The sequence below is a fragment of the Embleya sp. L77 genome, assembly GCF_055557415.1.
Genome location: NZ_CM145709.1, coordinates 4,800,680 through 4,823,457, shown reverse-complemented (window position 1 = coordinate 4,823,457; position 22,778 = coordinate 4,800,680). Strand labels below are relative to the sequence as shown.

Below are 22,778 nucleotides of genomic sequence, written 5' to 3'. Positions count from 1 at the left end.
CCCGCCGGCCGCGTGCGGATCAGCAGACGGGTCGGTGCACGTTGTCGACCCTGGTGGGGCCGGGCGTCGCGTCGGCGATCCAGGGGCCCTCGGTGGACGGGTCGAGCACGCCCTCCTCCAGCCACAGATGCCGGCCCGCGAGCACGCCCTCGACCGCCTTGACGTCCAACGCGTCGGTGTTGGTCCACAACCGGCCGAACAACTCGTCCACCCGGATCTGCGCCTGCCGGCAGAACAGGTCGGCGAGTTCGTATGCGGCCCGGCCCTGTTCGAGGTCGCGCCGGCGCAACATGTCGGCCCGCACGCACACCGCGCTCATCGCGAACAGTTCGGCGCCGATGTCCACGATCCGGCCGAGGAAGCCCTGCTTGCGCTCCATCGCGCCCTGCCAGCGGGCCATGCCGTAGAAGGTGGAACGGGCCAGCCGACGCGAGGAACGCTCGACGAAGCGCAGGTGCGCGGCCAGGCTCGGCGCGCCGACCGGGGCGAACTCGCGGTAGGAGGTGGGCACCTGGCCCTTGCCGGTGACCAGCTTGGGCAGCCACTTGGCGTAGAAGACGCCCGCGTCGGCGGCGGCCTTGCCCTTGGCCTTCAGGTCCGCCTCGGGGTCGATGATGTCGCCGGCCACGGCCAGGTGCGCGTCCACCGCCTCGCGCGCGATCAGCAGGTGCATGATCTCGGTCGAGCCCTCGAAGATCCGGTTGATCCGCATGTCCCGCAACATCTGCTCGGCCGGGACGCCGCGTTCGCCGCGAGCGCGCAACGAGGCGGCCGTCTCGTAGCCGCGACCGCCTCGGATCTGCACGAGTTCGTCGCTGACCGTCCAGCCCACCTCGGATGCGTACAGCTTCGCCAGTGCCGCCTCGATCCGGATGTCGCGGCGGTCCTCGTCGGCCATCCGGGCGGTCAGCTCCAGCACCGCCTCCAGCGCGAAGGCACTGGCCGCGATGTAGGCGATCTTGCCCGCGACCGCCTCGTGGCCGGCGATCGGCCGACCCCACTGCTCGCGCTCGCCCGCCCATTCGCGGGCCACCTTGAGCGACCACTTGGCGGCACCGGCGCACATCGCGGGCAGCGAGAGTCGGCCGGTGTTGAGGGTGGTCAGCGCGATCTTCAGGCCCGCGCCCTCGGCGCCGATCCGGTTCGCGGCGGGCACCCGGACGTTGTGGAAGCGGGTCACCCCGTTCTCGATGCCGCGCAGGCCCATGAAGGAGTTGCGGTTCTCCACGGTGATGCCGGGGCTGTCCGCGTCCACGACGAACGCGGTGATGCCGCCGCGCCGGCCCTCCGCCTTGGGCACCCGGGCCATCACCACGAGCAGTCCGGCGACCACGCCGTTGGTGGTCCACAACTTCACGCCGTCCAGGACGTACGCCTCGCCGTCCTCGGTGGGCACCGCGGCGGTGGCCAGTCGGGCCGGGTCCGAGCCGACGTCGGGTTCGGTGAGCAGGAACGCGCTGACCTCGCGCACGCAGCGCGGCAGGAACTCGCGCTTTTGCGCGTCGGTGCCGAACATCTTGACCGGCTGCGGCACCCCGATCGACTGGTGCGCGGACAACAGCGCGCCGAGCGCGGCGTTGACCGAGCCGACCAGGACCAGCGCCTTGTTGTAGTAGAGCTGGCTCAGGCCCAGGCCGCCGTACTCGGGGTCGATCTTCATGCCCAGCGCGCCGATCTCGGCCAGGCCCTTGATCACCTCGTCCGGGATCCGCGCGTCGCGCTCGATCACCGTGGGGTCCACCCGGGTGGAGAGGAACTCGCGCAGCACCGCGAGGAATTCCTCCCCCCGACGGATCTCCTCCGGATCGGCCTCGGGATGCGGGTGGACGAGGTCGAGCCGAAAACGCCCGAGGAAGAGCTCCTTGGCGAAACTGGGCTTGTCCCAGTCCTGCTGCCGGGCTTCCTCGGCAACCTTGCGGGCTTCGCGTTCGCTGACAGGGGGCATGGCGGACTCCTCGCGGACTCGCAGCGGAACCGACGTTGTTACCGACCGGTGTTACCTGCCCGTGCACGTCCACTGAATGCCGAGTGACATCCATTTGTCCAGAGGAGACTGCTCCGTACGTGCGAAAGGGCCCGGCGACACCACCCCAGGTGGCCGGGCCCTTGTCCATGGGGTGTCTACAGGGCCAGGCCCGTGAGCACCATGACACGCTCGTACGTGAAGTCGGTCATCGCGTACGTGACGCCCTCGCGGCCGACGCCGGAGTTCTTCGCGCCGCCGTAGGGCATCTGGTCGGCGCGGTAGGAGGGGGCGTCGCCGATGATCACGCCGCCCACCTCCAGTTCGCGCTGGGCCCGGAAGGCGGTCTGGATCTCGTGGGTGAACACCCCGGCCTGGAGGCCGAATTCGGAGTCGTTGACCGCGGCGAACGCGGCGTCCGTGCCGTCCACCCGGGTCAGCGTGAGCACCGGGCCGAAGACCTCCTCGCAGGCGATGGTGACGCCGGCCGGGACCTCGCTGAGCACCGTCGGCGCGTAGGAGGCGCCGTCGCGGGTGCCGCCGGTGAGCACCTTGGCGCCGGCCTGCACGGCCTCGTCCACCCATGCCTGGACCCGCTCGGCGGCGGCGACGCTGACCAGCGGGCCGACGTCGACCGTGTCGTCCTCGGGGTCGCCGGTGACCTGCGCGGCCACCTTCGCCACGATCTTCTCCACGAGGCGGTCGTAGATGCTCGCGTCGGCGATCACCCGCTGCACCGAGATGCAGGACTGGCCGCCCTGGTAGTTGGAGAAGGTCGCGATCCGCTGTGCGGCCCACTCCAGGTCGGCCTCGGAGGACCAGTCGGCGAGCACGACGGCGGCGGCATTGCCGCCCAGCTCCAGCGTGACGTGCTTGCGCGGCACCGAGTCCATGATGCTCCAGCCCACCGGGCCCGAGCCGGTGAACGAGACGACCGGCAGCCGCTCGTCCTTCACCAGCGCCGGCATCCGGTCGTTGGGCACCGGCAGCACGCTCCACGAACCGGCGGGCAGGTCGGTCTCGGCCAGGATCTCGCCGAGCACGAGTGCGGACAGCGGGGTGGCCGGCGCGGGCTTGAGGATGATCGGTGCGCCGACCGCGATCGCCGGGGCGACCTTGTGCGCGACCAGGTTGAGCGGGAAGTTGAACGGCGCGATGCCCAGCACCACGCCCTTGGGGATCCGACGGACCAGCGCGTAGCGACCGGTGCCACCCGCGTCGGTGTCCAGGCGCATGCCCTCGCCGTTGAACCGGCGGGCCTCCTCGGCCGCCCAGCGGAACACCGACACCGCGCGGCCGACCTCGCCGCGCGCCCACTTGATCGGCTTGCCGTTCTCGGCGGTGATCAGTCGGGCGATCTCCTCGGCGCGCTCGCCGAGCCGCTTGGCCACGTGGTCCAGGGCCGCGGCGCGCCGGAAGGCGGGCAGCGCGGCGAACTCGTGCGCGACGGCGTGCGCCGCGGCGACGGCCTCCTCGATCTGCGCGTCGGTGGGCTCAAAGACCCGGCCGACGAGCCGGCCGTCGTACGAGTTGGTGACGTCGAAGGTCGTCTCGCCGAAGGCCTGTCGGCCGGCCGACCAGAACGCGTGGGTGGTGGTCACTACTGCTCCTTCTCCGTCAACGGGCGCCGATGATCCCGGTGACCCAACGGTAGGCCGATGCTGCGCACGCGTTTTTGTCCATCTCGGCGAATCGGGTTTCGCCGGTACTACGACTTGTCCTCACGGTCCCGGCTCGGGTCGCGAAGCGCGAACCACAGTTCGGCGCGGGTGTCCGGATCGTCCAGAGTACGGCCGAGGATCTCCTCGGCCCGGCGGATGCGATAGCGCAGCGTGTGCCGGTGCACGCCCAGGTCGCCGGCCGCCGCGTCCCACTGCCCGTGCCGGGCCAGCCACGCGCGCAGCGAGCCGATCAGATCGCCCCGGCCGCCCGCGTCGTGCGCACGCAACGGGGCGAGCAGTTGCTCGGCCCACGCATGCACGGCGTCCCCGTCCAGCAGCGGCAACAACCCGCCGGCATCGCGGCCGTGCACGGTCAGCGCCTTCTCCGAGCGCAGGCCCACCGCGTGCGCGCCCAGGGCCTGCCGATAGCCGTCCGCGGCGGCGTCCGGCTCCACCGGACCGGACACGCCCGCGATCAGCCCGGGCAGGTCCGTCGGCTCCACCGGCTCGACCGACTCCGGCAACACCAGCACCGTCGCCCCGCCCAACTCGCCGGTGAGCGCGGGTGTGCCGGCCCGGACCGCCCGCGTGCACAGCCGTTCCGCGAACGCCGCCACCACCTGCTCGGGCCCGGTGGCCACCAGCACCCGCCACGGGCCCGGCGGCAGGTCGGCCGCGATGTCGCGGGCCAGGTCGGCGGGCGTCGCCCGCTCGCCGGTGAGCAGCAGCCGCAGCAGCGCGGTGCGCATCCGGGCGCCCGCGTCGGCACTGGCTCGGGACTGTTCCAGGGCCAGCGTCAGCAGCGAGGCCGCGGTGCCCAGGGTCTGCCGGTCGGCGGTGCGCGGCGGCCGGTCGGTGCCCACCGCCAGGAAGCCGCTGATCCGCCGCTCCGCACCCAGCGACTGCACCACCACGCGCCCGTCGCCCCCGATCCCCGGCAACGACGCGGAGGACGGCGCGGGCATCCCGCGCAACTTCTCGATGTCGGCGCGCAGGCCGTCGGTACGGGCCCGGGCCGCGGCGGGCGCGACCTGGCGCAGGGTGCCGTCCGCGTCGTACAGCGCGGCCCAGCCGTCCAGCCGGGCCGCGAGCCGGCGGATCAGCGTCGCGGGGCCCTCGCGTCCGGCGGCGGCCCGGGTCAGTTCCTGCTGGACCGCGAAGCCGGTGGTGACGGTCTCGTACTGCTCGGCCGCCAGCGCCGACGAGACCACCTTGCTGATCGCGATGAACGGCGTCGGACGCGGCACCTCGAACACCGGGAAGCCGTACGCCTCGGCGACCTCGACGATCACCGCGGGCACCCGGTCCAGGGTCAGGCCCACCCCGATCCCGAGCCCGGCCACCTCGGCCGCCGCGAGCCGCTCGACGTAGGCGCGCCGCTCGGCGTTGTTGCGGCCGAGCTTCATCCCGGTGGTGAGCAGCAGTTCGCCGCCCTCCAGATAGGGCGTGGGATCGGCGAGTTCGCTCGTGTGCACCCACCGCACCTCGCGCTCCAGCCCACCCTTGCCCGCGAGCACCCGCAGGTCGAGGGCGGGGGCACGGACCAGGGAGGCGAGGGTGGGCGGCATGTCGTTTTGTCCAAACCGGAGTGGGAGAGGCTTCCAGTCTGACTCAGCGGCCGAGATCGATCAGCACGGGAGGGGTTCGCTCGCCCTTTCGGGTGGTCAGGCTGACGACCGCGTGCCGGGTCGGCAGGTCGCCGGTGATCTCGCTCGGGGACCAGCGATAGCGCTCGACGGTGCGGGTGGTCACCCGCTCGGACCGCCCACTGGCCTTCTCGCCGAACAGCGCGCCCAGCACCGAGTAGCGGATCCGCTTGACCAGGCCGCCCTCGGGCGTGCCCATGGTGATCGACTTCTCCTGCTCCTTGGTCATCCCCCAGTACTCGGCGAACAACTCGGCGTCGGTGCGGGACGCGCCCGGTACCACCGCCTTGCAGCCGGCCGCGGCGAACACGGTGTGCCGCAACGCGGGGACGAGGTCGTCGAGCGAGCGCACCGACAGGACCAGGCCGGCCCGGCGGTTGCGGGCCCATTGCAGGCCCTTGGCCGCGTACTCGTCCACCAGCCGCCCCGCGTCGTCGGCGACCAGGCACGCGAACACCTTGCGCGGCCCGCGCTCGCGCCGGGGTGTGGCCATCGCCTGGACGAACTGGGACAGCACGAGCCGGCCGATCAGCCGGGCCGCCTCGGGGTGCGCGGCCTCGTTCAGCGCGATCCGCACCCGCAGCGGCCGGTCGATGTCGCCCGCCGCGAAGCGCTGCCGATCGGGGTGGAACAACTCCGCGACGCCGGGTCGCTCCAGCACCGCCAGGCGCTGCACCAGCATCCGCGCGTCGTCGTCGCCACGCGCCATCGCGCGCAGCGCCCGCTCGTGCTCGGCATACCGGCCGGCGGCCCGCAGCGCGCGCTCCAGTGCGGCGAGCGCGGCCTCGGTGCCGTCCAGCAGGTCGAGCAGCGTGCCCACCTCGGGATAGCGGCCGTGCCCGGCCACGTACGCGCCGAGCACCTGGCGCAGCGCGTTGCCCGCGGCGTCGCCGAGCCCGATCATGTTCGGCGGCAGCGCGGCGGCGGCGAGCCGGTCGGCGGCGTCCTCGGGCGAGGCCGCGCCGCCGTACAGGTCCAGGCCCGAGGGCGAGTCCGGGTCGCCGACGATCACTTCGAGGTCGTAGCCGCCCGGGCGGTCGAACTCGTCGCCCTTGGCGTCGATCACCACCAACGACGCGGAGCCGGTCAGCGCGCGCAGGCTCATCGTCTCGACCACCGGCTCCAGCAGCCGGGCCGGCTCGCCGGCCCGGGCCGCACCGACCACGAGCATCGAGGCGCCGAGCACGTCCGGATCGAGGGCGAAGGGGGTGTCCCGGTACAGCGGCGGGTTCTTCGGGTGGTCGGTGCCCACGCCGACCCGCACCTGGCCGGCGAACAGGTCGTGTTCGGCCCGCCGGGGCCGCAGGTCGCGCTGCCCGGAGCCGTGCCGACAGGCGGCGGCGCCGTGGTCGACGACCTCCTCGGCCACGTCCGCGAGGTATTCGGGGTCCGCCGCGCCGGCCTGGATCACCCGGCGCAGCCGCAGGTAGTCCACGTCCCGCACTCGGCCCGCGGCCACCTCGTGGTCGAGCACGTCGGCGGCCTCGTGTTGTCCCGCGTCGCGCAACTCCGGCCACAACTCCGCGTCGGCGATCTGCGCCTCCTCGGTTTCGGGCGCGATCTGCTCGCCGGGAGTGCGCAGGTACGGCCCGAGCACCACCTCCCAGCGGCCCAGCACCGCGGCCGCGTACAGGAAGCCGCCGTTGTAGAGGAGCCGGACCAGCCACTGCCCGTCGTGCAGCAGCCCGCGCGGGAAGATCAGCAACAACAGCGCCACGAACGGGCGCATCAGCGCGATCCAGGCGACGAAGCCCAGGACCAGGAACAGCGCGGCGCGGCGCCACTGTTCGGGGCGCGGGCGTCCGTTCAGCTCGGCTCGGCGGTCCAACCGCTGCCACCACGGGCGCAGGAACGGCCAGGCGATCTCATGCCATCGGCCGAGGTAGCCGAACAGCACGAAGAGCACCACGTAGAGCAGGTTGTTGAACAGCAGCGGCCACATGAAGGTCGGGATGATCTTCCGGACCAGCCAGACATAGGCGACTATCACCCAGTTCAGGCTGAGCACCGCGATCACCAGCCACAACACCGCGCGCCGGACCAACGACGCCTCCGGCCGGGTGCGTGCGTCGCGCTCGGCCGCCCGCAACCTGATCTCCCGCTCGTCCCGGCCGTAGCCGTACACGCCGGGGGCCTCCCGGTGCCGTGGGCCGCGCAGCCAGCCGCGCAGGTCGAAGCCGTCGGGATCGACGTCGCGCTCGGCCGCGGCCGGGGCCGGCACCCGTGCTCGGGCGGCCCGCGCGCGGCGGATCGCAGGGGCATCCGGGCCCGTCGGGTCGGCCCCGAACACCTCGGCCTCGACAGCCGGCGACGCCGGGGAATCCGGCCGTTCCACGTCCACGTCTCGCCCTCCCGGAACCACACCCTGACCGGAACTCAATCTAGGCGCCGCACCCACCGTCGTGATGATCATTCCGGCGCGAGTCCGCGACGAGTTCGTGAGTTGTTCTGCCCGATCGGCATTTGTCCATCCCGGACACAAGCAACCGGGTGATTAACCGATGCGGCGCATGCGACAAGCGCGGCCCGGCGCCTAGCCTGCCGATAGGACCGCGGTGCCACCGCGAACCCCCCGCCTCGACCCACAGGAGACCAGCATGGGCGCTTCGCAGCCCGGCGGGCCCTCGCTCCCGCAGGAGCGCCGGCTCGTCACCGCCATCCCCGGCCCGAAGTCGACCGAGCTGATGACGCGTCGCAACGCGGCGGTCGCGCGCGGCGTCAGCACCACCCTGCCGGTCTTCGTGACCCAGGCGGGCGGCGGCGTGGTCGTCGACGTGGACGGCAACTCGCTGATCGACTTCGGCTCCGGCATCGCGGTGACCAGCGTCGGCAACTCGGCCGAGGGTGTCGTGCGCCGCGCGTCCGAGCAGCTTCAGCGGTTCACCCACACGTGCTTCATGGTGACCCCGTACGAGTCGTACGTGGCGGTCGCCGAGCAGCTCAACGAGCTGACCCCGGGCGACCACGACAAGCGCACCGCGCTGTTCAACTCGGGCGCCGAGGCGGTGGAGAACGCGGTCAAGATCGCACGTGCCCACACCAAGCGCCCCGCGGTGGTCGTGTTCGACCACGGCTATCACGGTCGCACCAACCTGACCATGGCGCTGACCGCGAAGAACATGCCGTACAAGGAGTCGTTCGGCCCCTTCGCCCCCGAGGTCTACCGGGTCCCGGTCGCCTACCCCTACCGCTGGCTGACCGGCGCGGAGAACTGCGCCGAGGAGGCCGCCGCGCAGGCGATCGACATGATCACCAAGCAGATCGGCGCGCACAACGTGGCCGCCGTGGTGATCGAACCCGTGCTGGGCGAGGGCGGCTTCATCGAGCCGGCCAAGGGCTTCCTGCCCAGGATCGTCGAGTTCTGCAAGGCGAACGGCATCGTGTTCGTCGCGGACGAGATCCAAACCGGCTTCTGCCGTACCGGCCAGTGGTTCGCGTGCGACGACGAGGGCATCGTGCCGGACCTGATCACCACCGCCAAGGGCATCGCGGGCGGCCTGCCGCTGGCCGCCGTGACCGGGCGCGCCGAGATCATGGATTCCGCCCATGCGGGTGGCCTCGGTGGCACGTACGGCGGCAACCCGGTCGCCTGCGCCGCGGCGCTCGGCGCGATCGAGACGATGCGCGGCCTCGACCTCAACGGCGCGGCCCGCCGGATCGGCGAGATCATGCTCGGCCGACTGGGCACGATGAGCGAGAAGTTCGCCGAGATCGGCGAGGTTCGCGGTCGCGGCGCGATGATCGCGATCGAACTGGTCAAGCCCGGCTCCAAGGAGCCGAACGCAGAGCTGGCCGGCGCGGTCGCCAAGGCGTGCCACGCGCAGGGTCTGCTGGTGCTGACCGCCGGCACCTACGGCAACGTGCTGCGTTTCCTGCCGCCGCTGGTGATCCCCGAGCACCTGCTCGTCGAGGGCCTGGACGTGCTCGAGGAGGCGTTTGCCGCCTCGGTCTGAGCCGGCCGCGACAGCACGAACCCCCGTCCGCCGGAATGCTTTGGCGGACGGGGGTTCGGTGTCTCGGACGGGGGTTCACGGCGTCCGCCGCGGACCGGCCGACCGCAGTGCCGCGGTGCCGCGAGCGGGAAGTGCTCAGAGCCGCGGTCGGCGCGGCGCCGGGGCGATCCGCTCGACCATGCTCAGGCCCGGGACCGCGTCCCAGCCGCACAGCGCGAGCACCCGCAACATCTGCCGGCTCGCGCCGATCAGGATCATGTGTCCGCCGCGCCGGGACAGCGCGCCGGCCTGGTCGACGAACACCCGCAGGCCCGCGACGTCGATGAAGGCGAGCTTGCCGACGTCCACCCGGACGTCGCCGCCGTCGCGGGATGCGGCGGTCAGGACGCGGCGCACCACGTCCACGTTCGCGAGGTCGATCTCGCCTTCGAGTCGCAGGCCGCGCGGCCGTGTCGTGCGCACGACGCGCAGCTGACGGTCGCTGGTCAGGACCACACCCATCGCACCCGCGCCCCGACCCGGTCGGGGTTCCACCGAGGAATCGAACACGGCACCGCCCGCCTTGACGCCCTTGGACACCACCGGAACCTCGGTCCGGCGGACGCGCCCGCTCCCCGCAGGGGCCGGGATGCACGGCACGCGGTATGTCGAGTAATCGGACTCTTCAACCACCTGGCCAACCCTACCTTTGCGTGCTGACAGCAGAGGGGCGATCGACGACATTGCGTCAATGCCACGTCACTCGAGTCACCGTCGATTTGCCCTGCTTACGGATGTTCTCCGCGTACTTGGACTCTCCCGGGTGGTCGGACTCACGCGACACGCGCTGTGACGCCGCTCACACCCTTCATTGCTCCAACGTACAGCGTGTATGTCCCGCCTTCCAGACCGTGGAGAACGTGTGCAGGCTTTGTGTGAAGGCCGCGCGTCGGGAACCTGCCGACCTGTTCTCCGCGTATCTTCGAGTGAGATGCACAGACCTTCCACCGACGCCGGCCCTGAGCAAGCCGGCGGCCGCCCCGGGACAACGCCCCCCGTTCCGGGGCGGTGGTCTGTTCACTCACAGTACACGCGCGGCCTCGCACTGCCGCTGATTCTCCTTCTCGCGCTCGTCGCGCTCACCGTCCAGGTAGTGGCCGAAAGCGGACCCTCGCTCGACCTGGACCACACCGTGCGAAACGCGATCCGCGATCTCGCGGGCGCGAGCGGGGCGGCCCGGCTCGACGGACCGATGCACGTCCTGGCCGACCTGGGCGGGCCGCTGCCCGCCGGGATCGCCATCGCCGCCGCGACGCTGTTCGCGACCGTACGCAGGCGCAGCGCGTACCCGATCGCCATCGCGGCGGGCGGCGTGCTCGTGGTGACGATCGCGGTCATCGCCGGCAAGGACCTGATCGCACGGCCGGGGCCGAGCGAATCCCCGGTGCCCGCCGACGGGTGGGGCTTCTTCCCGTCCGGGCACACCGCGACCTCGACGGTCTGCTACGGGATCGCCGCACTGCTGCTCGGGCGTGTCGGCTCGGCGCGGGCGGGCCGACACTGGGCCCGGGGTGCGGTCGTGCTGTGCGTCCTGATCGGGTTCGCGCTGCTGTGGTGCGATTACCACTGGCTCGCGGACGTGCTGGCCTCGTGGGCGCTGTGCGGGATCGTGTTGTGGGCGGCGGCGCGGGTGGCCGACGCCGGCGGGCTCAGAGCTCGCCCGCCCGCCGCACCGCCGTCGCCATCACCGCGTGGAACCCCGCCATCGTCCGCGCGTTGACCGTGGCCGGTGGCCATCTCGACAGGTGAACGGTGGGGAAACTTTTCCCGCAGTTGAATCTGCGGATTACGTACCATCAGATGCCAGCTTGAAGCGATATTCGATGAAATCTGGGCGTACTCCCTACGGAATCAGTTGCCAACGGGATCTTGACGGGTGATCAAACGGGCGTTTGTATTACGCCGCACCGTTCGGAAGGCACGAACGGCTCATATCCGTCCCGGAGGCGATATCCGCACCCCGCTGTCCCGCAGAGGTAGCGCACATGGCTGTTGAAACAACCCCACCGCCGTCCGGGACCCTGACTCCAGTCACCCTCGACGCCGATGGCACCCCCGCCCCGCTCAAGCGCTCCATCGGAGTCGTCGGCGGCACCCTGCTCACGCTCTCCTGTCTGACCCCCGCGTCCTCGCTGTTCGTGATCGTTCCGGGGATGTTCGAGACGCTCGGCTCCGGCACCGCGTTGGCCCTGGTCGTGGCCGCCGTCCTGTGTGTCGGCGTCGCGTTCTGTTACTCCGAGCTGGGCACCCTGATCCCCAGCGCCGGCGGCGAGTACGCCATGGTCGGCACCCTGATGGGCCGCTTCATGGGCTGGCTGGTCTTCATCATCGCCACCATCGTGGTGATGATCGTGCCGCCGATCATCGCCCTGGGCACCGCCGAGTATCTGACCTCGATCGCGACGTTCGACACGATGTGGGCCGGCGCCGCGGTGATGATCCTGGCCACCATCATGGGGCTGCTCGACCTGCGTGCGAACGCGTGGGTGACCGGCGTCTTCCTGGCCCTGGAGGTGATCGCCGCCGCGATCGTGGCCTTCCTCGGCTTCGCCAACGTGAACCAGGCCACCTCGACGCTGATCAAGCCCGAGGTCGTCGTGGACGCCGCGAGCAACACGACGGACCCGCTGAAGATGGGTGTGCTGATCGCGGGCATGGCCGGCGCGCTGTTCGCCCTCCAGGGCTTCTCCACCGCGGTCTACCTGGCCGAGGAGATGGAGAACCCGCGGCGCACGGTCTCCCGCACGGTGTTGTGGACCCTGGGCCTGGGCGGCGTGATCCTGATCGTGCCCACCGTCGCGATCTCGCTGGGCGCGCCGGACCAGGCGACCCTGGCGGGCGGCGACATCCTCGGCCTGGTCGAGGGCTGGTCCAACCACGGCATGGCCACCTTCATCGGCCTGTGCATCGCGCTGGCGATCATCAACGCGGGCGTGGTCATGGTGATCCAGAACTCCCGCGTGGTCTACGCCTCCGCCCGTGACCGGGCCTGGCCCGAGCCGATCAACCGGGCCTTCGGCAAGGTGAACCGGTTCGGTTCGCCGTGGGTCTCCACGCTGGTGGTCGGGGTGCCCGGCGCCCTCCTGTGCTTCGTGAACCTGGAGATCCTCGGTGAGGTCACCGGCGTCGCGGTCGCCGCCCTCTACCTGGTGGTGGCGCTCGCCGTGCTGGTCGCCCGCAAGGGCGCGCACAAGAGCACCCAGGCCTGGCGCATGCCGCTGTGGCCGGCGATCCCGGTGCTCCTGATCGCGTCGATGATCTACGTGCTGACCGAACAGCCGACCCGCGCCCTGCTGATCACCGGCGGAGTGCTGCTCCTGGCCGCGCTGTACTGGGTGGTCTACCTGCGTCCGCGCCAGGAAACCCGCTGGAACATCAAGCTGATGGCCGACGACTCCTGATCCTCCGCGTCCCGCGGCAACCGTCGTACGCCGTACCGACCCGAGGGCGGTGCCTCCTCCTGTGGGCACCGTCCTCGGGCGCGTCCGGATCCGGCTCAGTCCTCCAGCAGCATCGCCCGCAGGCGGTCCAGCCGCTCCGCGTCCAGGCCCAGACCCTGCTCCAGGTAGGCGTCGAAGCCGCCCCAGTGGGTGTCCATCACCTCCAGCGCGCCGCGCAGGTATTCCTCGCGCACCTCCAGGAACGGCTGGAAGAGTTCCAGCAGACCCGGCCGCATCGCGAGCTTGTCGCTGTTGGGCTCGTAGCGATTGCCCGGGTCGTTGCTGATCAGGTAGTTCGCCACCGCGTCGTCGGCGGAGACCCCGACGATGCGCTGCACCAGAGCCGCCGCGATCCCGGCGCGGTCCTTGCCGGCCGAACAGTGCACCACGACCGGCAGGCCGTCCGCGTCGAGCATCGCGCGCAACATCTGCGCGTGCCGGTCGACCCGACTCACCACCTGGTCGCGGTAGTCCGCCGCGATCGACTTCTCCGCGCGCCCGTTGCCCAGCCGCTCGCGCAGCACGCTCAGGTCGGCGCTGCGCAGGTCCTTCCAGAAGTCCGAGTGGCGGGCCGGATCGGACATCGGCAGGTTCAGCCACCGGGCACCGTCGGGCAGCACGTCGGCGCCGTCCAGTTCGATGTCGGCCGGGCTGCGCAGGTCCACCACGAGCCGGATGCCCAGGTCGGCCAGGACGGCGCGGTCCGCCTCCGTGGGCTTGGCCAGGTGGCCGCTGCGGAAGTAGCGACCGGCCCGCACCCGCCGGCCGTCGGCGGTGGGCAGTCCGCCGATGTCGCGGAAGTTGCGGACCCCTTCGAGGGCGAGTCCGGCGTCCGCCTGATGCTGTGTCACGTGTCTCCTCGTGCTGGTCGGGCCGTGGTCGTGGCCGTGCGGGGGATCGGGCTCAGGCGCCGCGAACCGGACGGGGCTCGCCGAACCTGGCCTCGAACTGCTCGTCGCTCATCTCGCGCATCTGCTCGATGGTCACCACGCCCAGCATGAGATCGGTGAGAAAGCGCGGTGCGGGTTTGCCGCGCATCGTGTCCGTGATCGGACCGGGCGCGGTGTGCGCGGCGGATTCGACCCGGCCGTCCGGATGCAAGGTGAAGGTGCGGTAGCCGGGGCCGTCGAAGTGTTTGCCGGCGTAGTCGATGCTGTACGTGGTCGAGGGCGCCACGAACACCGGTACACCGGCGAACTCGCCCTCCAGCGCGCCGTGCAGGTGACCGCCGGAGATGGCCCGGATGTGCCCGAAGTCGCGGAGCAGCGCGCCGAGTCGGCCGGAGGGGTCCAGGTTCGGGCAGATGTCGGCGAGCGGCGGCTGGTGCACGAACAGCAGCACGTGCTCGGCGTCCGAACCGGCCAGGATCTCCCGGATCCGGGCGGCCTCGGGCGCACTCAGTTCCGGCCCGTCGGCCCGGGTCATCCGGTCGTCGAGGTCGCGGTACACCCCCTCGCCCACGTGCTCGCGGCCGAGCGCGTTGGTGTCCACCATGAGCAGCAGCCAGGACCCGATCCGCACCGCGGGTTCCAGGTGCACGCCGGTGCGCGGCAGTCCCGCGATGTAGGCGTCGTGGTTGTCGTGGTTGCCGGGCAGGCAGTACACGGGCACCGGGAGTTCCTGGAGCACATCCCCCAGCCGCCGGTAGGCACCGGGCTCGCCGGTGTCCGCCAGGTCGCCGGAGGCCACCAGCACATCGGCGGCGGCAAGCGCGTCGGCGGCGTCCGCGAGGGTCGCGGCCAGCCCGGCGTCCGGGTCGTGTTGCACGAACCCGTGGGTGCCCGGAGCGTCCCGATAGTGCACGTCGGAAATCTGGATCAAACGGATGGCGGTATCGCCGGCCGGACCGTCTTCGATGGGCATGCGCCATTCCCCTGTCACGTCCGTGAACGGTCGCCGACTGATCATCTGACGACCCGTCACGCATGCTGCCAGGGAAGGCGTGCGGAGGAAATGGCGAAGCGGCCCGCGGTCGGTGCGGACCGCGGACGACGAAGCCCGCCCGACCACGTCATTGGGGTCGGGCGGGCTGGACACGGCCCGGGAGCGCGGGCTCGCCGAGGCGGGCGAGCGTCAGTCGTTGGTGGGGAAGCCCAGGTTGATGCCGCCGTGGCTGGGGTCGAGCCAGCGCTGGGTGACGACCTTGCCGCGGGTGAAGAACTGCACGCCGTCGGCGCCGTACGCGTGCAGGTCGCCGAACAGCGAGTTCTTCCAGCCGCCGAACGAGTAGTAGGCGACCGGGACCGGGATCGGCACGTTGATGCCGATCATGCCCACCTCGACCTCGTTCTGGAACCTGCGGGCGGCGCCGCCGTCGTTGGTGAAGATCGCGGTGCCGTTGCCGTACGGGTTGGCGTTGATCAGCGCCAGGCCCTCGTCGTAGGACTCGACCCGCACGACCGACAACACCGGGCCGAAGATCTCGTCGGTGTAGATCGACATCTCGGGGGTGACGTTGTCGAACAGGGTCGGGCCGACCCAGTAGCCGTCGGCGGTGTCGGTGCCGTTGATCGGGTGCTCGCGGCCGTCCACCACGAGCGTCGCGCCCTGGTCCTCGCCGGCCTGCACGTACGACAGCACCTTGTCCGCGTGCTGGCGGGTGACCAGCGGGCCCATCTCGGAGGCGGCGTCGTTGCCCGCGCCGACCCGGAGCTTGGTCATCCGCTCCTTGATCCGGGCGATCAGCTCGTCGGCGATCGGCTCGACCGCGACCAGGGCCGAGATCGCCATGCAGCGCTCGCCGGCCGCACCGAAGCCGGCGTTGACCGCTGCGTCGGCGACCAGGTCCAGGTCGGCGTCCGGGAGCACCAGCATGTGGTTCTTGGCACCGCCGAGGGCCTGCACGCGCTTCCCGTAGCGGGTGCCGTTCTCGTACACGTACTTGGCGATCGGGGTCGAGCCGACGAACGAGACGGACTTGATGTCCGGGTGCTCCAGGATGCGGTCCACGGCGACCTTGTCGCCGTGCACGACGTTGAACACGCCGTCCGGCAGACCGGCCTGCTTCCACAGGTCGGCGAGGAAGTTCGCGGTGGACGGGTCCTTCTCGCTCGGCTTGAGGATCACCGTGTTGCCGGTGGCGATCGCGATCGGGAAGAACCACATCGGGACCATCGCCGGGAAGTTGAACGGCGAGATGATCGCGACCGGGCCCAGCGGCTGGCGGATCGAGTAGACGTCGATGCCGGTCGACGCCTGCTCGGAGTGCCCACCCTTCTGCAAGTGCGGGATGCCGCACGCGAGTTCCACGACCTCCTGGCCGCGGGCGATCTCGCCGAGCGCGTCCGAGTGCACCTTGCCGTGCTCGGCCACGATGATCGCGGCGAGTTCGTCCTTCTTGGCGTTGAGCAGCTCACGGAAGTTGAAGAGCACCGAGGAGCGCTTCGCGAGCGAGGCGTTCCTCCAGCCCGCGAAGGCGCGGACGGCGACCGAGACGGCCTCGTCGACCTCGGCCACGGAGGCGTAGTCGACCGTGCCGGTGACCTTGCCGGTGGCGGGGTTGTGGATGTCGCCCCGACGCTCGGAGACGCCGGTCCACTCCGCGTTGGCAATCCAGTGGGTTACGTGGTTCGTCACGGTCCGACCTTCCGGGGGATGCGGGTTTGGCGAGGGGCCGCACAAGCCCCGTACGGTTTGCCAGTCTGCTGGCCGGGTGGGAGTGGCTCAAGCTTCAGAGTGTCGGCGGTTGGGTCGTCCGCCTTACAGACCGTCTCGGTCGGCGTGGATGATGCCCACCCGCACCACCGGTTACGTTTCGGACGATGCTGCGGATCTACCGCGAAGGGGCGGACGAATCAGGCCCCGCAGCCTCCGCCGGATCTCGCGAATGACGCGCCGGAAGCCGGGTGAGGTGCATGCTCACCCGGCTGCCCGACGGCGCGTCAGCGCCCACGACTTGATCGCGTGCGGTGATCGACGAGCGCGCGAGGAGAGCGGCCGGAGGCCGCCGGTGGCGCAGCCGCCGCTGCGCGCAGCGCGGTTCGTCCTGAGCGGCCGGAGGCCGCCGGTGGCGCAGCCGCCGCCGCGCGCAGCGCGGTTTCAGCTATCGAAGCCCATGCCGACCTTGTCGAGCGCCTTGAGCCACAGGTTGCGCTTGCCGGCGTTCTTGTCGGCGCGGTCCATCGACCACTTGGTCATCGTCACGCCCGCCCACTTGATCGGTTCCGGCGGGAACGGCAGGGGCTTGGTGCGGACCATTTCGAGTTCGGTGCGCTCGGTCGGGCGACCGTCGAGTTTGTCCAGCATCACCTCGGCGCCGAAGCGGGTGGCGCCCACGCCCAGGCCGGTGAAGCCCAGCGCGTACGCGACCTTGCCCTTGTACGCCGTCCCGAAGAACGCCGAGAAGCGGCTGCACGTGTCGATCGCGCCGCCCCACGTGTGGCTGAAGCGCAGACCCTCCAACTGCGGGAAGGTCTCGAAGAAGTGCTGCGCGAGCTTCGCGAACGTCTCCGGGCGCTGGTCCAGGTCCGAGGAGAGCTTGGAGCCGTAGTGGTAGACGGCGTCGTAACCGCCCCACAGGATCCGGTTGTCCGCGCTGAGCCGGTAGTAGTGGAACTGGTTGTTCGTGTCGCCGATGCCCTGCCGGTTGTGCCAGCCGATCGCCGCGAGCTGCCCGTCGCTCAGCGGCTCGGTCATCATCGCGTAGTCGTAGACCGGCACCACGAACGGCCGCAGCCGCTTGACCAGCGACGGGAAGACGTTGGTGCCCAGCGCCACATTGCCCGCGAAGACCCGACCGTACGCGGTCTTGAGCACCATCCCCGAGCCGTGCTCGGCCAGTTCGGTCACCTTGGTGCGCTCGTGGATCCGCACGCCCAGCGACTCGCACGCGGCCTTGAGGCCCCAGGCCAGTCGGGCCGGGTCGATGATCGCGCAGCCGGTCCGGTCCCAGACGCCGGCGAGGTAGGTGGGTGAGTCGACCTCCGCCCGCACCTCGTCCCGGTCCAGGAAGGTCAGTTCGGTGCCGTACCGGCGGGCGAGGTCGATCTCCTCGCGCAGTTCCTCGACCTGGTGCGGCTGGGTCGCGACGCTGAGTTCGCCGGTGCGACGGAAGTCGCAGTCGATGCCGTAGCGCTTGATCGCCGCCTCGATCTCGTCGAGGTTGTGCTCGCCGAGCCGCTCCAGCCGGGCGAGTTCGCCCTCCCAGCGATCCAGCCCGTTGTAGAAGCCGTGGGTCAGGCTCGCGGCGCAGAATCCGCCGTTGCGGCCCGAGGCCGCCCAGCCGATCTCGTGCGCCTCGACCAGCACCACATCGCGCGAGGGGTTGCGTTCCTTCGCGATCAGCGCGGTCCACAGACCCGAGTAGCCGCCGCCGACGATCGCGAGATCGCAGTGGTCGTCGCCGACCAGGGCCGCGCACGGCTCCGGACGGTCGCTTTGGTCGAGCCAGAAGGGGGTGGGCGCGGCGTCCGCGAGCGAGCGGATCGCCTCGACCGAGGGAGCAGGATCCGACGTGTTCCGGGGACCCATGGGGTTTCACCACTTTCGCAGTGCCCGCCGGGGCCGCCTTGTCGGGCCCCGGCGGTTTCACCGCATAGCTACAGATCTGGGATGGACCATCATCCAACAGGCGAAACTACGCCCGCTGTTTGGCTCGCCGCGAGGCACGGATCTGCCCGATCATCACGATCAGCACGGCGATCACGAACATCGCCGAGCCGATCACGTTGATCTGCGGCGGCGTGCCGCGCTGCGCCGCGCCGTACACGAACATCGGGAAGGTGACCGTGTTGCCCGAGGTGAAGTTCGTGATCACGAAGTCGTCGAAGCTCAGCGCGAAGGCGAGCATCGCGCCGGCCCCGATGCCGGGTGCGGCGAGCGGCAGGGTCACCCGCAGGAACACCTGGGTGGGTGAGGCGTACAGGTCCTGTGCGGCCTCTTCGAGCTTGGGGTCCATGCCCAGGACACGGGCCTTGACCGCGACCACGACGAAGCTCAGGCAGAACATGATGTGCGCGATCAGGATCGTCACGAAGCCGGTGTTGATCCGCATGTTCAGGAACAGCGTGCCGAGCGAGGCGCCCATCACCACCTCGGGCATGGACATCGGCAGGAACAGCAGCGTGTTGATCGCGCCGCGGGCCCGGAACCGGTAGCGGCCGAGCGCGAACGCGATCGCGGTGCCGAGCGCCGTGGCGACCAGGGTGGACAGGACCGCGATCTTCATGCTGATCGCGACCGAGTCACAGATGCCGGCGACCCCGCACGGCTCCTCCCACGCGTCGAGCGTGAAGCCGTTCCAGGTGTAGTTGAAGCGCCCGTTCGGGTCGTTGAACGAGAACATCAGCACGACGATGTTGGGCAGCGTCATGTAGCCGAGCGCGAGCAGACCGAACAGCACGATGACGTTGCGACGCAACCAGTTGACGACGGCCATCAGACCAGGTCCTCCGTCCCCGCCTTGCGGATGTACGCCGTCACCATGAGCACGATCGACAACATCAGGATGAACGACAGGGCGGCCGCGGTCGGGTAGTCCAGCACCCGCAGGAACTGGGTCTGGATCACGTTGCCCGCCATGCCGGTGTCCGGCGAGCCGAGCCACTGCGCGTTGACGTAGTCGCCGGACGCCGGGATGAAGGTGAGCAGCGTGCCGGAGACCACGCCCGGCAGCGACAGCGGGAAGGTGACCTTGGCGAAGGTGGTCCGCGGCGACGCGTACAGGTCGCCCGCGGCCTCGTGCAGGCGCGGATCGATCCGCTCCAGGCACGCGTACAGCGGCAGCACCATGAACGGCAGGAAGTTGTAGGTCAGACCGCAGATCACCGCGAGCGGCGTGGCCAGCACCCGGTCGTCCTGGGTCAGGCCGAGGAACGCCGTGACGTTGGTGAAGTGCAGCTTGTTGAGCACGTCGACGACGATCCCGTTGTCCGCCAGGATCGTCTTCCAGGCCAGCGTGCGGACCAGGAAGCTGGTGAAGAACGGGGCGATCACCAGCACCAGCCACATGCCGCGCCACCTGCCGGCCTTGAACGCGATCGCGTAGGCGAGCGGGTAGCCGATCACCAGGCACATCACGGTCGCCGCGGCCGCGTACCCGAACGAGCGCAGGAACTGCGGGTAGTACTGGTCGAGCGCATCCCCATAGGTGGCCCAGTGCCAGGTGAGGTCGTAGCCCTTGGTCAGGTTGCCGGTCTGCAGCGACGTCGAGCCCTGCACCACCATCGGGATCGCGAAGAAGACCACCAGCCACAGCAGGCCGGGCGCGAGCAGCGCGTACGGTACCCACCTGCCGCGCCGCCTGAGTTCCGTGGTCTTGGTGTCCGCACCTCCCGTCGTGCCCGCGCCGAGGGTGCCGAGCGCGCTCACGCGGCGTCCTCGCTCGCCTCGGCGATGCCCGCGGTCAGGTCGCCCGACTCCAGGCCGAAGCCGTGCTCCGGGTTCCAGTGCAGGGCCACCGTCGCGCCGGGCACCAGGCGCGGGTCGCGCTCCATGTTCTGTTCGAACACGGTGAACTCCTGGTCCCACGGCATCCGCACCACGTACTGCGTGGAGACGCCGATGAACGCGGCGTCCACGATCACGCCGCCGTCGAGGCGGTTGCGGTTGTCCGCGACCTTCGCGTCCGCCGCGTAGGAGATGGTGATCTTCTCCGGTCGGATGCCCATCACCAGGTGGTCGCCGTCGGCGGCCGAGCGGGCGGCGGGCAGCGCCAGCCGGTTGCCCTGCGCGTCCAACAGCAGATCGCCGTCGGCGCGCCCGGTCACCTTGGCCTCGACCAGATTGGACTGGCCCAGGAAGTTGGCCACGAACGTGGTGCGCGGCGCCTCGTACAGCTCGACCGGGGAGCCGAGTTGCTCTATTCGGCCGCCGTTCATCACGGCGATCGTGTCGGCCATCGTCATGGCCTCTTCCTGGTCGTGCGTCACGTGCACGAACGTGATGCCCACGTCGGTCTGGATGCGCTTGAGTTCGAGCTGCATCTGCCGGCGCAGCTTGAGGTCGAGCGCGCCCAGCGGTTCGTCCAGGAGCAGCACCTGCGGCGTGTTGATCAGCGCCCGGGCCACCGCGACCCGCTGCTGCTGGCCGCCGGAGAGTTGGGTCGGCTTGCGCTTGGCCAGGTGCCCGAGCTCGACCAGGTCGAGCATGTCCTCGACCTGCTTCCGGGTGTCCTTGATGCCGCGCCGCTTGAGGCCGAAGCCGACGTTGTCGGCCACGCTCAGGTGCGGGAAGAGCGCATAGTTCTGGAACACCGTGTTCACCGGGCGCTTGTACGGCGGAAGCGCCGTGACGTCGCGGTCGCCGATGCTGACGCTGCCGGTCGAGGGCTGCTCCAGTCCGGCGATCATCCGCAGCGTCGTGGTCTTGCCGCAGCCCGAGGCACCGAGGAGGGCGAAGAACGATCCCGCGGGGATCGTCAGGTCCATGGGTCGGACGGCCGTGAAGTCACCGTAGTGCTTGCTCAGGCCCGCCAAGGAGACGTCGCCGGAGGCGCCGGCCCGCTGCTGCTCAGTCATGATTCCTCTCGCCGCGCCGCGGGCCCCGAACCCGCTCGCCGGCCGCAAGGGCGGCCGAGGACTCGCGTCCTCGGCCGCCCGTTCGATGGGGTGGTTACCGGGCTCCGAAGATCGTCCGGTGCCAGTCCTTGCGGGCGATTCCCGTGCCGTCGTACATCACGTGCTTGACCTGGGTGTACTCGTCGAAGGAGTACTGCGACATGTCCTTGCCGAAGCCGGATGCCTTGTAACCGCCGTGCGGCATGTCGCTGATGATCGGGATGTGGTCGTTGACCCACACGCAGCCGGCCTGGATCTCCCGGGTCGCGCGCAGCGAGCGGAAGATGTCGCGCGTCCAGGCGGAGGCCGCCAGGCCGTACGGGGTGTCGTTGGCGAGCCGGATGCCCTCCTCGTCGCTGTCGAACGGCAGCACGACCAGGACCGGGCCGAAGATCTCGTCCTGCACGATCTCGCTGTCCTGGGCCACACCGGTGACCAGCGTCGGGCGGTAGAACGCGCCCCTGGCCAGTTCGCCGCCGGGGATCTCACCGCCGGTCACGATGGTCGCGCCGTAGCCGCGGGCGCGCTCGACGAAGCCGGCCACCGACTCCTGCTGGCGGCGCGAGACGAGCGGGCCGAGGTCGGTCGCGGGGTCCATCGTGTCGCCCAGGCGCACGCCGTCGTACAACTCCGCGACGCCCGCCACGAACGCGTCGTAGAGCGGGCGTTGCACGTACGCGCGGGTCGCGGCGGTGCAGTCCTGGCCCGAGTTGATCAGCGATGCGGCGACCGCGCCGTTGATCGCCGCGTCGAGGTCGGCGTCGTCGAAGACCACGAACGGGGCCTTGCCGCCGAGTTCGAGGTGCAGGCGCTTGACGGTCTGCAGTGCCACCTCGCCGACCCGCTTGCCGACCCCGGTGGAGCCGGTGAACGAGACCATCGACACGTCGGCGTGACCCATCAGGTATTCGCCGACGGTGCGGCCCTTGCCGGTGATCACGTTGACCACGCCGTCCGGGATGCCCGCGTCGGCGCACGCCTGGGCGAACATCAGCGAGGTCAGCGGGGTGATCTCGGCCGGCTTGAGCACGATCGTGTTGCCCGCGGCGATCGCCGGCAGGATCTTCCACGCGGCCATCTGGAGCGGATAGTTCCACGGCGCGATCGAGCCGACCACGCCGATCGCCTCGCGGCGCACCATCGAGGTGGAGCCGGCCGCGTACTCGCCGGCCGCCTTGCCCTCCAGGTTGCGGGCCGCGCCCGCGAAGAACGCGGTGTTGTCGATCGTGCCCGGCACGTCGAACTCGGTGCTGAGCCGGATCGGCTTTCCCGCCTGCGCGGTCTCGACCCGGGCGAACTCCTCGGCCCGCTCCTCGAGCAGCACCGACAGCCGGTTCAGCGCGGTCGCCCGCTCGCCCGGGGTGGCCTGCGACCACTGCGGGAAGGCGCCCTTGGCGGCGGCTACCGCCGCGTCCACGTCCGAGGTGTCCGCGAGGGTGACCGTCTCGACCGTCTCGCCGGTGGCCGGGTCGACGACGTCGAAGGTCTCTCCGGACGAGCCCTGCCGCAGCTGTCCCCCGACGTACTGATGACCTTTGCCGAAGTCCTGCACAGGCATGAGAGCCCTCCAAGGGGATTTTC

Annotated in this window: 16 protein-coding genes; 3 read left to right on the top strand and 13 right to left on the bottom strand. The window is 70.7% G+C overall.

The features are described 5' to 3' along the window. Nucleotides 1-19: 19 nt before the first annotated feature. From ACZOOI_RS20705 to ACZOOI_RS20690, 4 genes are all read right to left on the bottom strand, one after another. The gene (locus tag ACZOOI_RS20705) at nt 20-1,945 is read right to left on the bottom strand and encodes an acyl-CoA dehydrogenase family protein (protein ID WP_465277237.1); all 1,926 of its coding nucleotides are present in this window, start codon (nt 1,943-1,945) and stop codon (nt 20-22) included. 176 nt (nt 1,946-2,121) lie between these two features. Beyond that, nucleotides 2,122-3,564, bottom strand: coding sequence for an aldehyde dehydrogenase family protein (locus ACZOOI_RS20700; RefSeq protein WP_465277236.1), 1,443 nt, complete (start codon nt 3,562-3,564; stop codon nt 2,122-2,124). A gap of 107 nt (nt 3,565-3,671) precedes the next feature. Then, a complete protein-coding gene (locus ACZOOI_RS20695) occupies nt 3,672-5,192 on the bottom strand; it encodes a PucR family transcriptional regulator (protein ID WP_465277235.1) in 1,521 nt (506 codons plus the stop codon). Nucleotides 5,193-5,235: 43 nt separating this feature from the next. Further along, entirely contained in the window at nt 5,236-7,611 is a 2,376-nt protein-coding gene (locus ACZOOI_RS20690) for a type IV secretory system conjugative DNA transfer family protein (protein ID WP_465277234.1), read from the bottom strand. A 256-nt stretch (nt 7,612-7,867) separates the two neighbouring features. On the opposite strand from ACZOOI_RS20690, the gene gabT reads away from it, so the two are divergent. Continuing rightward, complete coding sequence (gabT, locus tag ACZOOI_RS20685; RefSeq protein WP_465277233.1) at nt 7,868-9,223, top strand: 4-aminobutyrate--2-oxoglutarate transaminase; 1,356 nt, start codon at nt 7,868-7,870, stop codon at nt 9,221-9,223. A 135-nt stretch (nt 9,224-9,358) separates the two neighbouring features. Here the strand turns inward: gabT and ACZOOI_RS20680 are convergent, their stop codons facing one another. Then, complete coding sequence (locus tag ACZOOI_RS20680; RefSeq protein WP_465277232.1) at nt 9,359-9,802, bottom strand: anti-sigma factor antagonist; 444 nt, start codon at nt 9,800-9,802, stop codon at nt 9,359-9,361. Nucleotides 9,803-10,355: 553 nt separating this feature from the next. On the opposite strand from ACZOOI_RS20680, the gene ACZOOI_RS20675 reads away from it, so the two are divergent. After that, nucleotides 10,356-10,982, top strand: a complete 627-nt coding sequence (locus ACZOOI_RS20675) for a phosphatase PAP2 family protein (protein ID WP_465277231.1) — start codon at nt 10,356-10,358, stop codon at nt 10,980-10,982. A 265-nt stretch (nt 10,983-11,247) separates the two neighbouring features. Beyond that, nucleotides 11,248-12,663, top strand: coding sequence for an APC family permease (locus ACZOOI_RS20670; RefSeq protein WP_465277230.1), 1,416 nt, complete (start codon nt 11,248-11,250; stop codon nt 12,661-12,663). A 95-nt stretch (nt 12,664-12,758) separates the two neighbouring features. Here the strand turns inward: ACZOOI_RS20670 and ACZOOI_RS20665 are convergent, their stop codons facing one another. The 8 genes from ACZOOI_RS20665 to ACZOOI_RS20630 all read right to left on the bottom strand — a co-directional run bounded on the left by ACZOOI_RS20665 (nt 12,759) and on the right by ACZOOI_RS20630 (nt 22,755). Further along, nucleotides 12,759-13,553, bottom strand: coding sequence for a tyrosine-protein phosphatase (locus ACZOOI_RS20665; RefSeq protein ID WP_396005458.1), 795 nt, complete (start codon nt 13,551-13,553; stop codon nt 12,759-12,761). Nucleotides 13,554-13,605: 52 nt separating this feature from the next. Then, the gene (locus tag ACZOOI_RS20660) at nt 13,606-14,565 is read right to left on the bottom strand and encodes a metallophosphoesterase (RefSeq protein ID WP_465277229.1); all 960 of its coding nucleotides are present in this window, start codon (nt 14,563-14,565) and stop codon (nt 13,606-13,608) included. A gap of 210 nt (nt 14,566-14,775) precedes the next feature. Beyond that, nucleotides 14,776-16,278 (bottom strand): CoA-acylating methylmalonate-semialdehyde dehydrogenase, encoded by a 1,503-nt coding sequence (locus ACZOOI_RS20655; RefSeq protein ID WP_465277228.1) that lies wholly within the window; start codon nt 16,276-16,278, stop codon nt 14,776-14,778. A 462-nt stretch (nt 16,279-16,740) separates the two neighbouring features. Next, nucleotides 16,741-18,171 carry an NAD(P)/FAD-dependent oxidoreductase gene (locus tag ACZOOI_RS20650; RefSeq protein ID WP_465277227.1) on the bottom strand — a complete coding sequence of 477 codons (1,431 nt, stop codon included), beginning with the start codon at nt 18,169-18,171 and terminating at the stop codon, nt 16,741-16,743. A 106-nt stretch (nt 18,172-18,277) separates the two neighbouring features. Beyond that, on the bottom strand, nt 18,278-19,078 hold the full coding sequence (locus ACZOOI_RS20645; protein ID WP_465277226.1) for an ABC transporter permease: 801 nt from the start codon (nt 19,076-19,078) through the stop codon (nt 18,278-18,280). Continuing rightward, the gene (locus tag ACZOOI_RS20640; protein ID WP_465277225.1) at nt 19,078-20,010 is read right to left on the bottom strand and encodes an ABC transporter permease; all 933 of its coding nucleotides are present in this window, start codon (nt 20,008-20,010) and stop codon (nt 19,078-19,080) included. The genes ACZOOI_RS20645 and ACZOOI_RS20640 overlap by 1 nt, the downstream gene beginning before the upstream one ends. Further along, the gene (locus ACZOOI_RS20635) at nt 20,007-21,158 is read right to left on the bottom strand and encodes an ABC transporter ATP-binding protein (protein ID WP_465277224.1); all 1,152 of its coding nucleotides are present in this window, start codon (nt 21,156-21,158) and stop codon (nt 20,007-20,009) included. Before ACZOOI_RS20635 ends, ACZOOI_RS20640 begins: the two co-directional genes overlap by 4 nt. Before the next feature lie 94 nt (nt 21,159-21,252). Then, nucleotides 21,253-22,755, bottom strand: a complete 1,503-nt coding sequence (locus tag ACZOOI_RS20630) for a gamma-aminobutyraldehyde dehydrogenase (protein ID WP_465277223.1) — start codon at nt 22,753-22,755, stop codon at nt 21,253-21,255. Between the last annotated feature and the right edge of the window lie 23 nt (nt 22,756-22,778).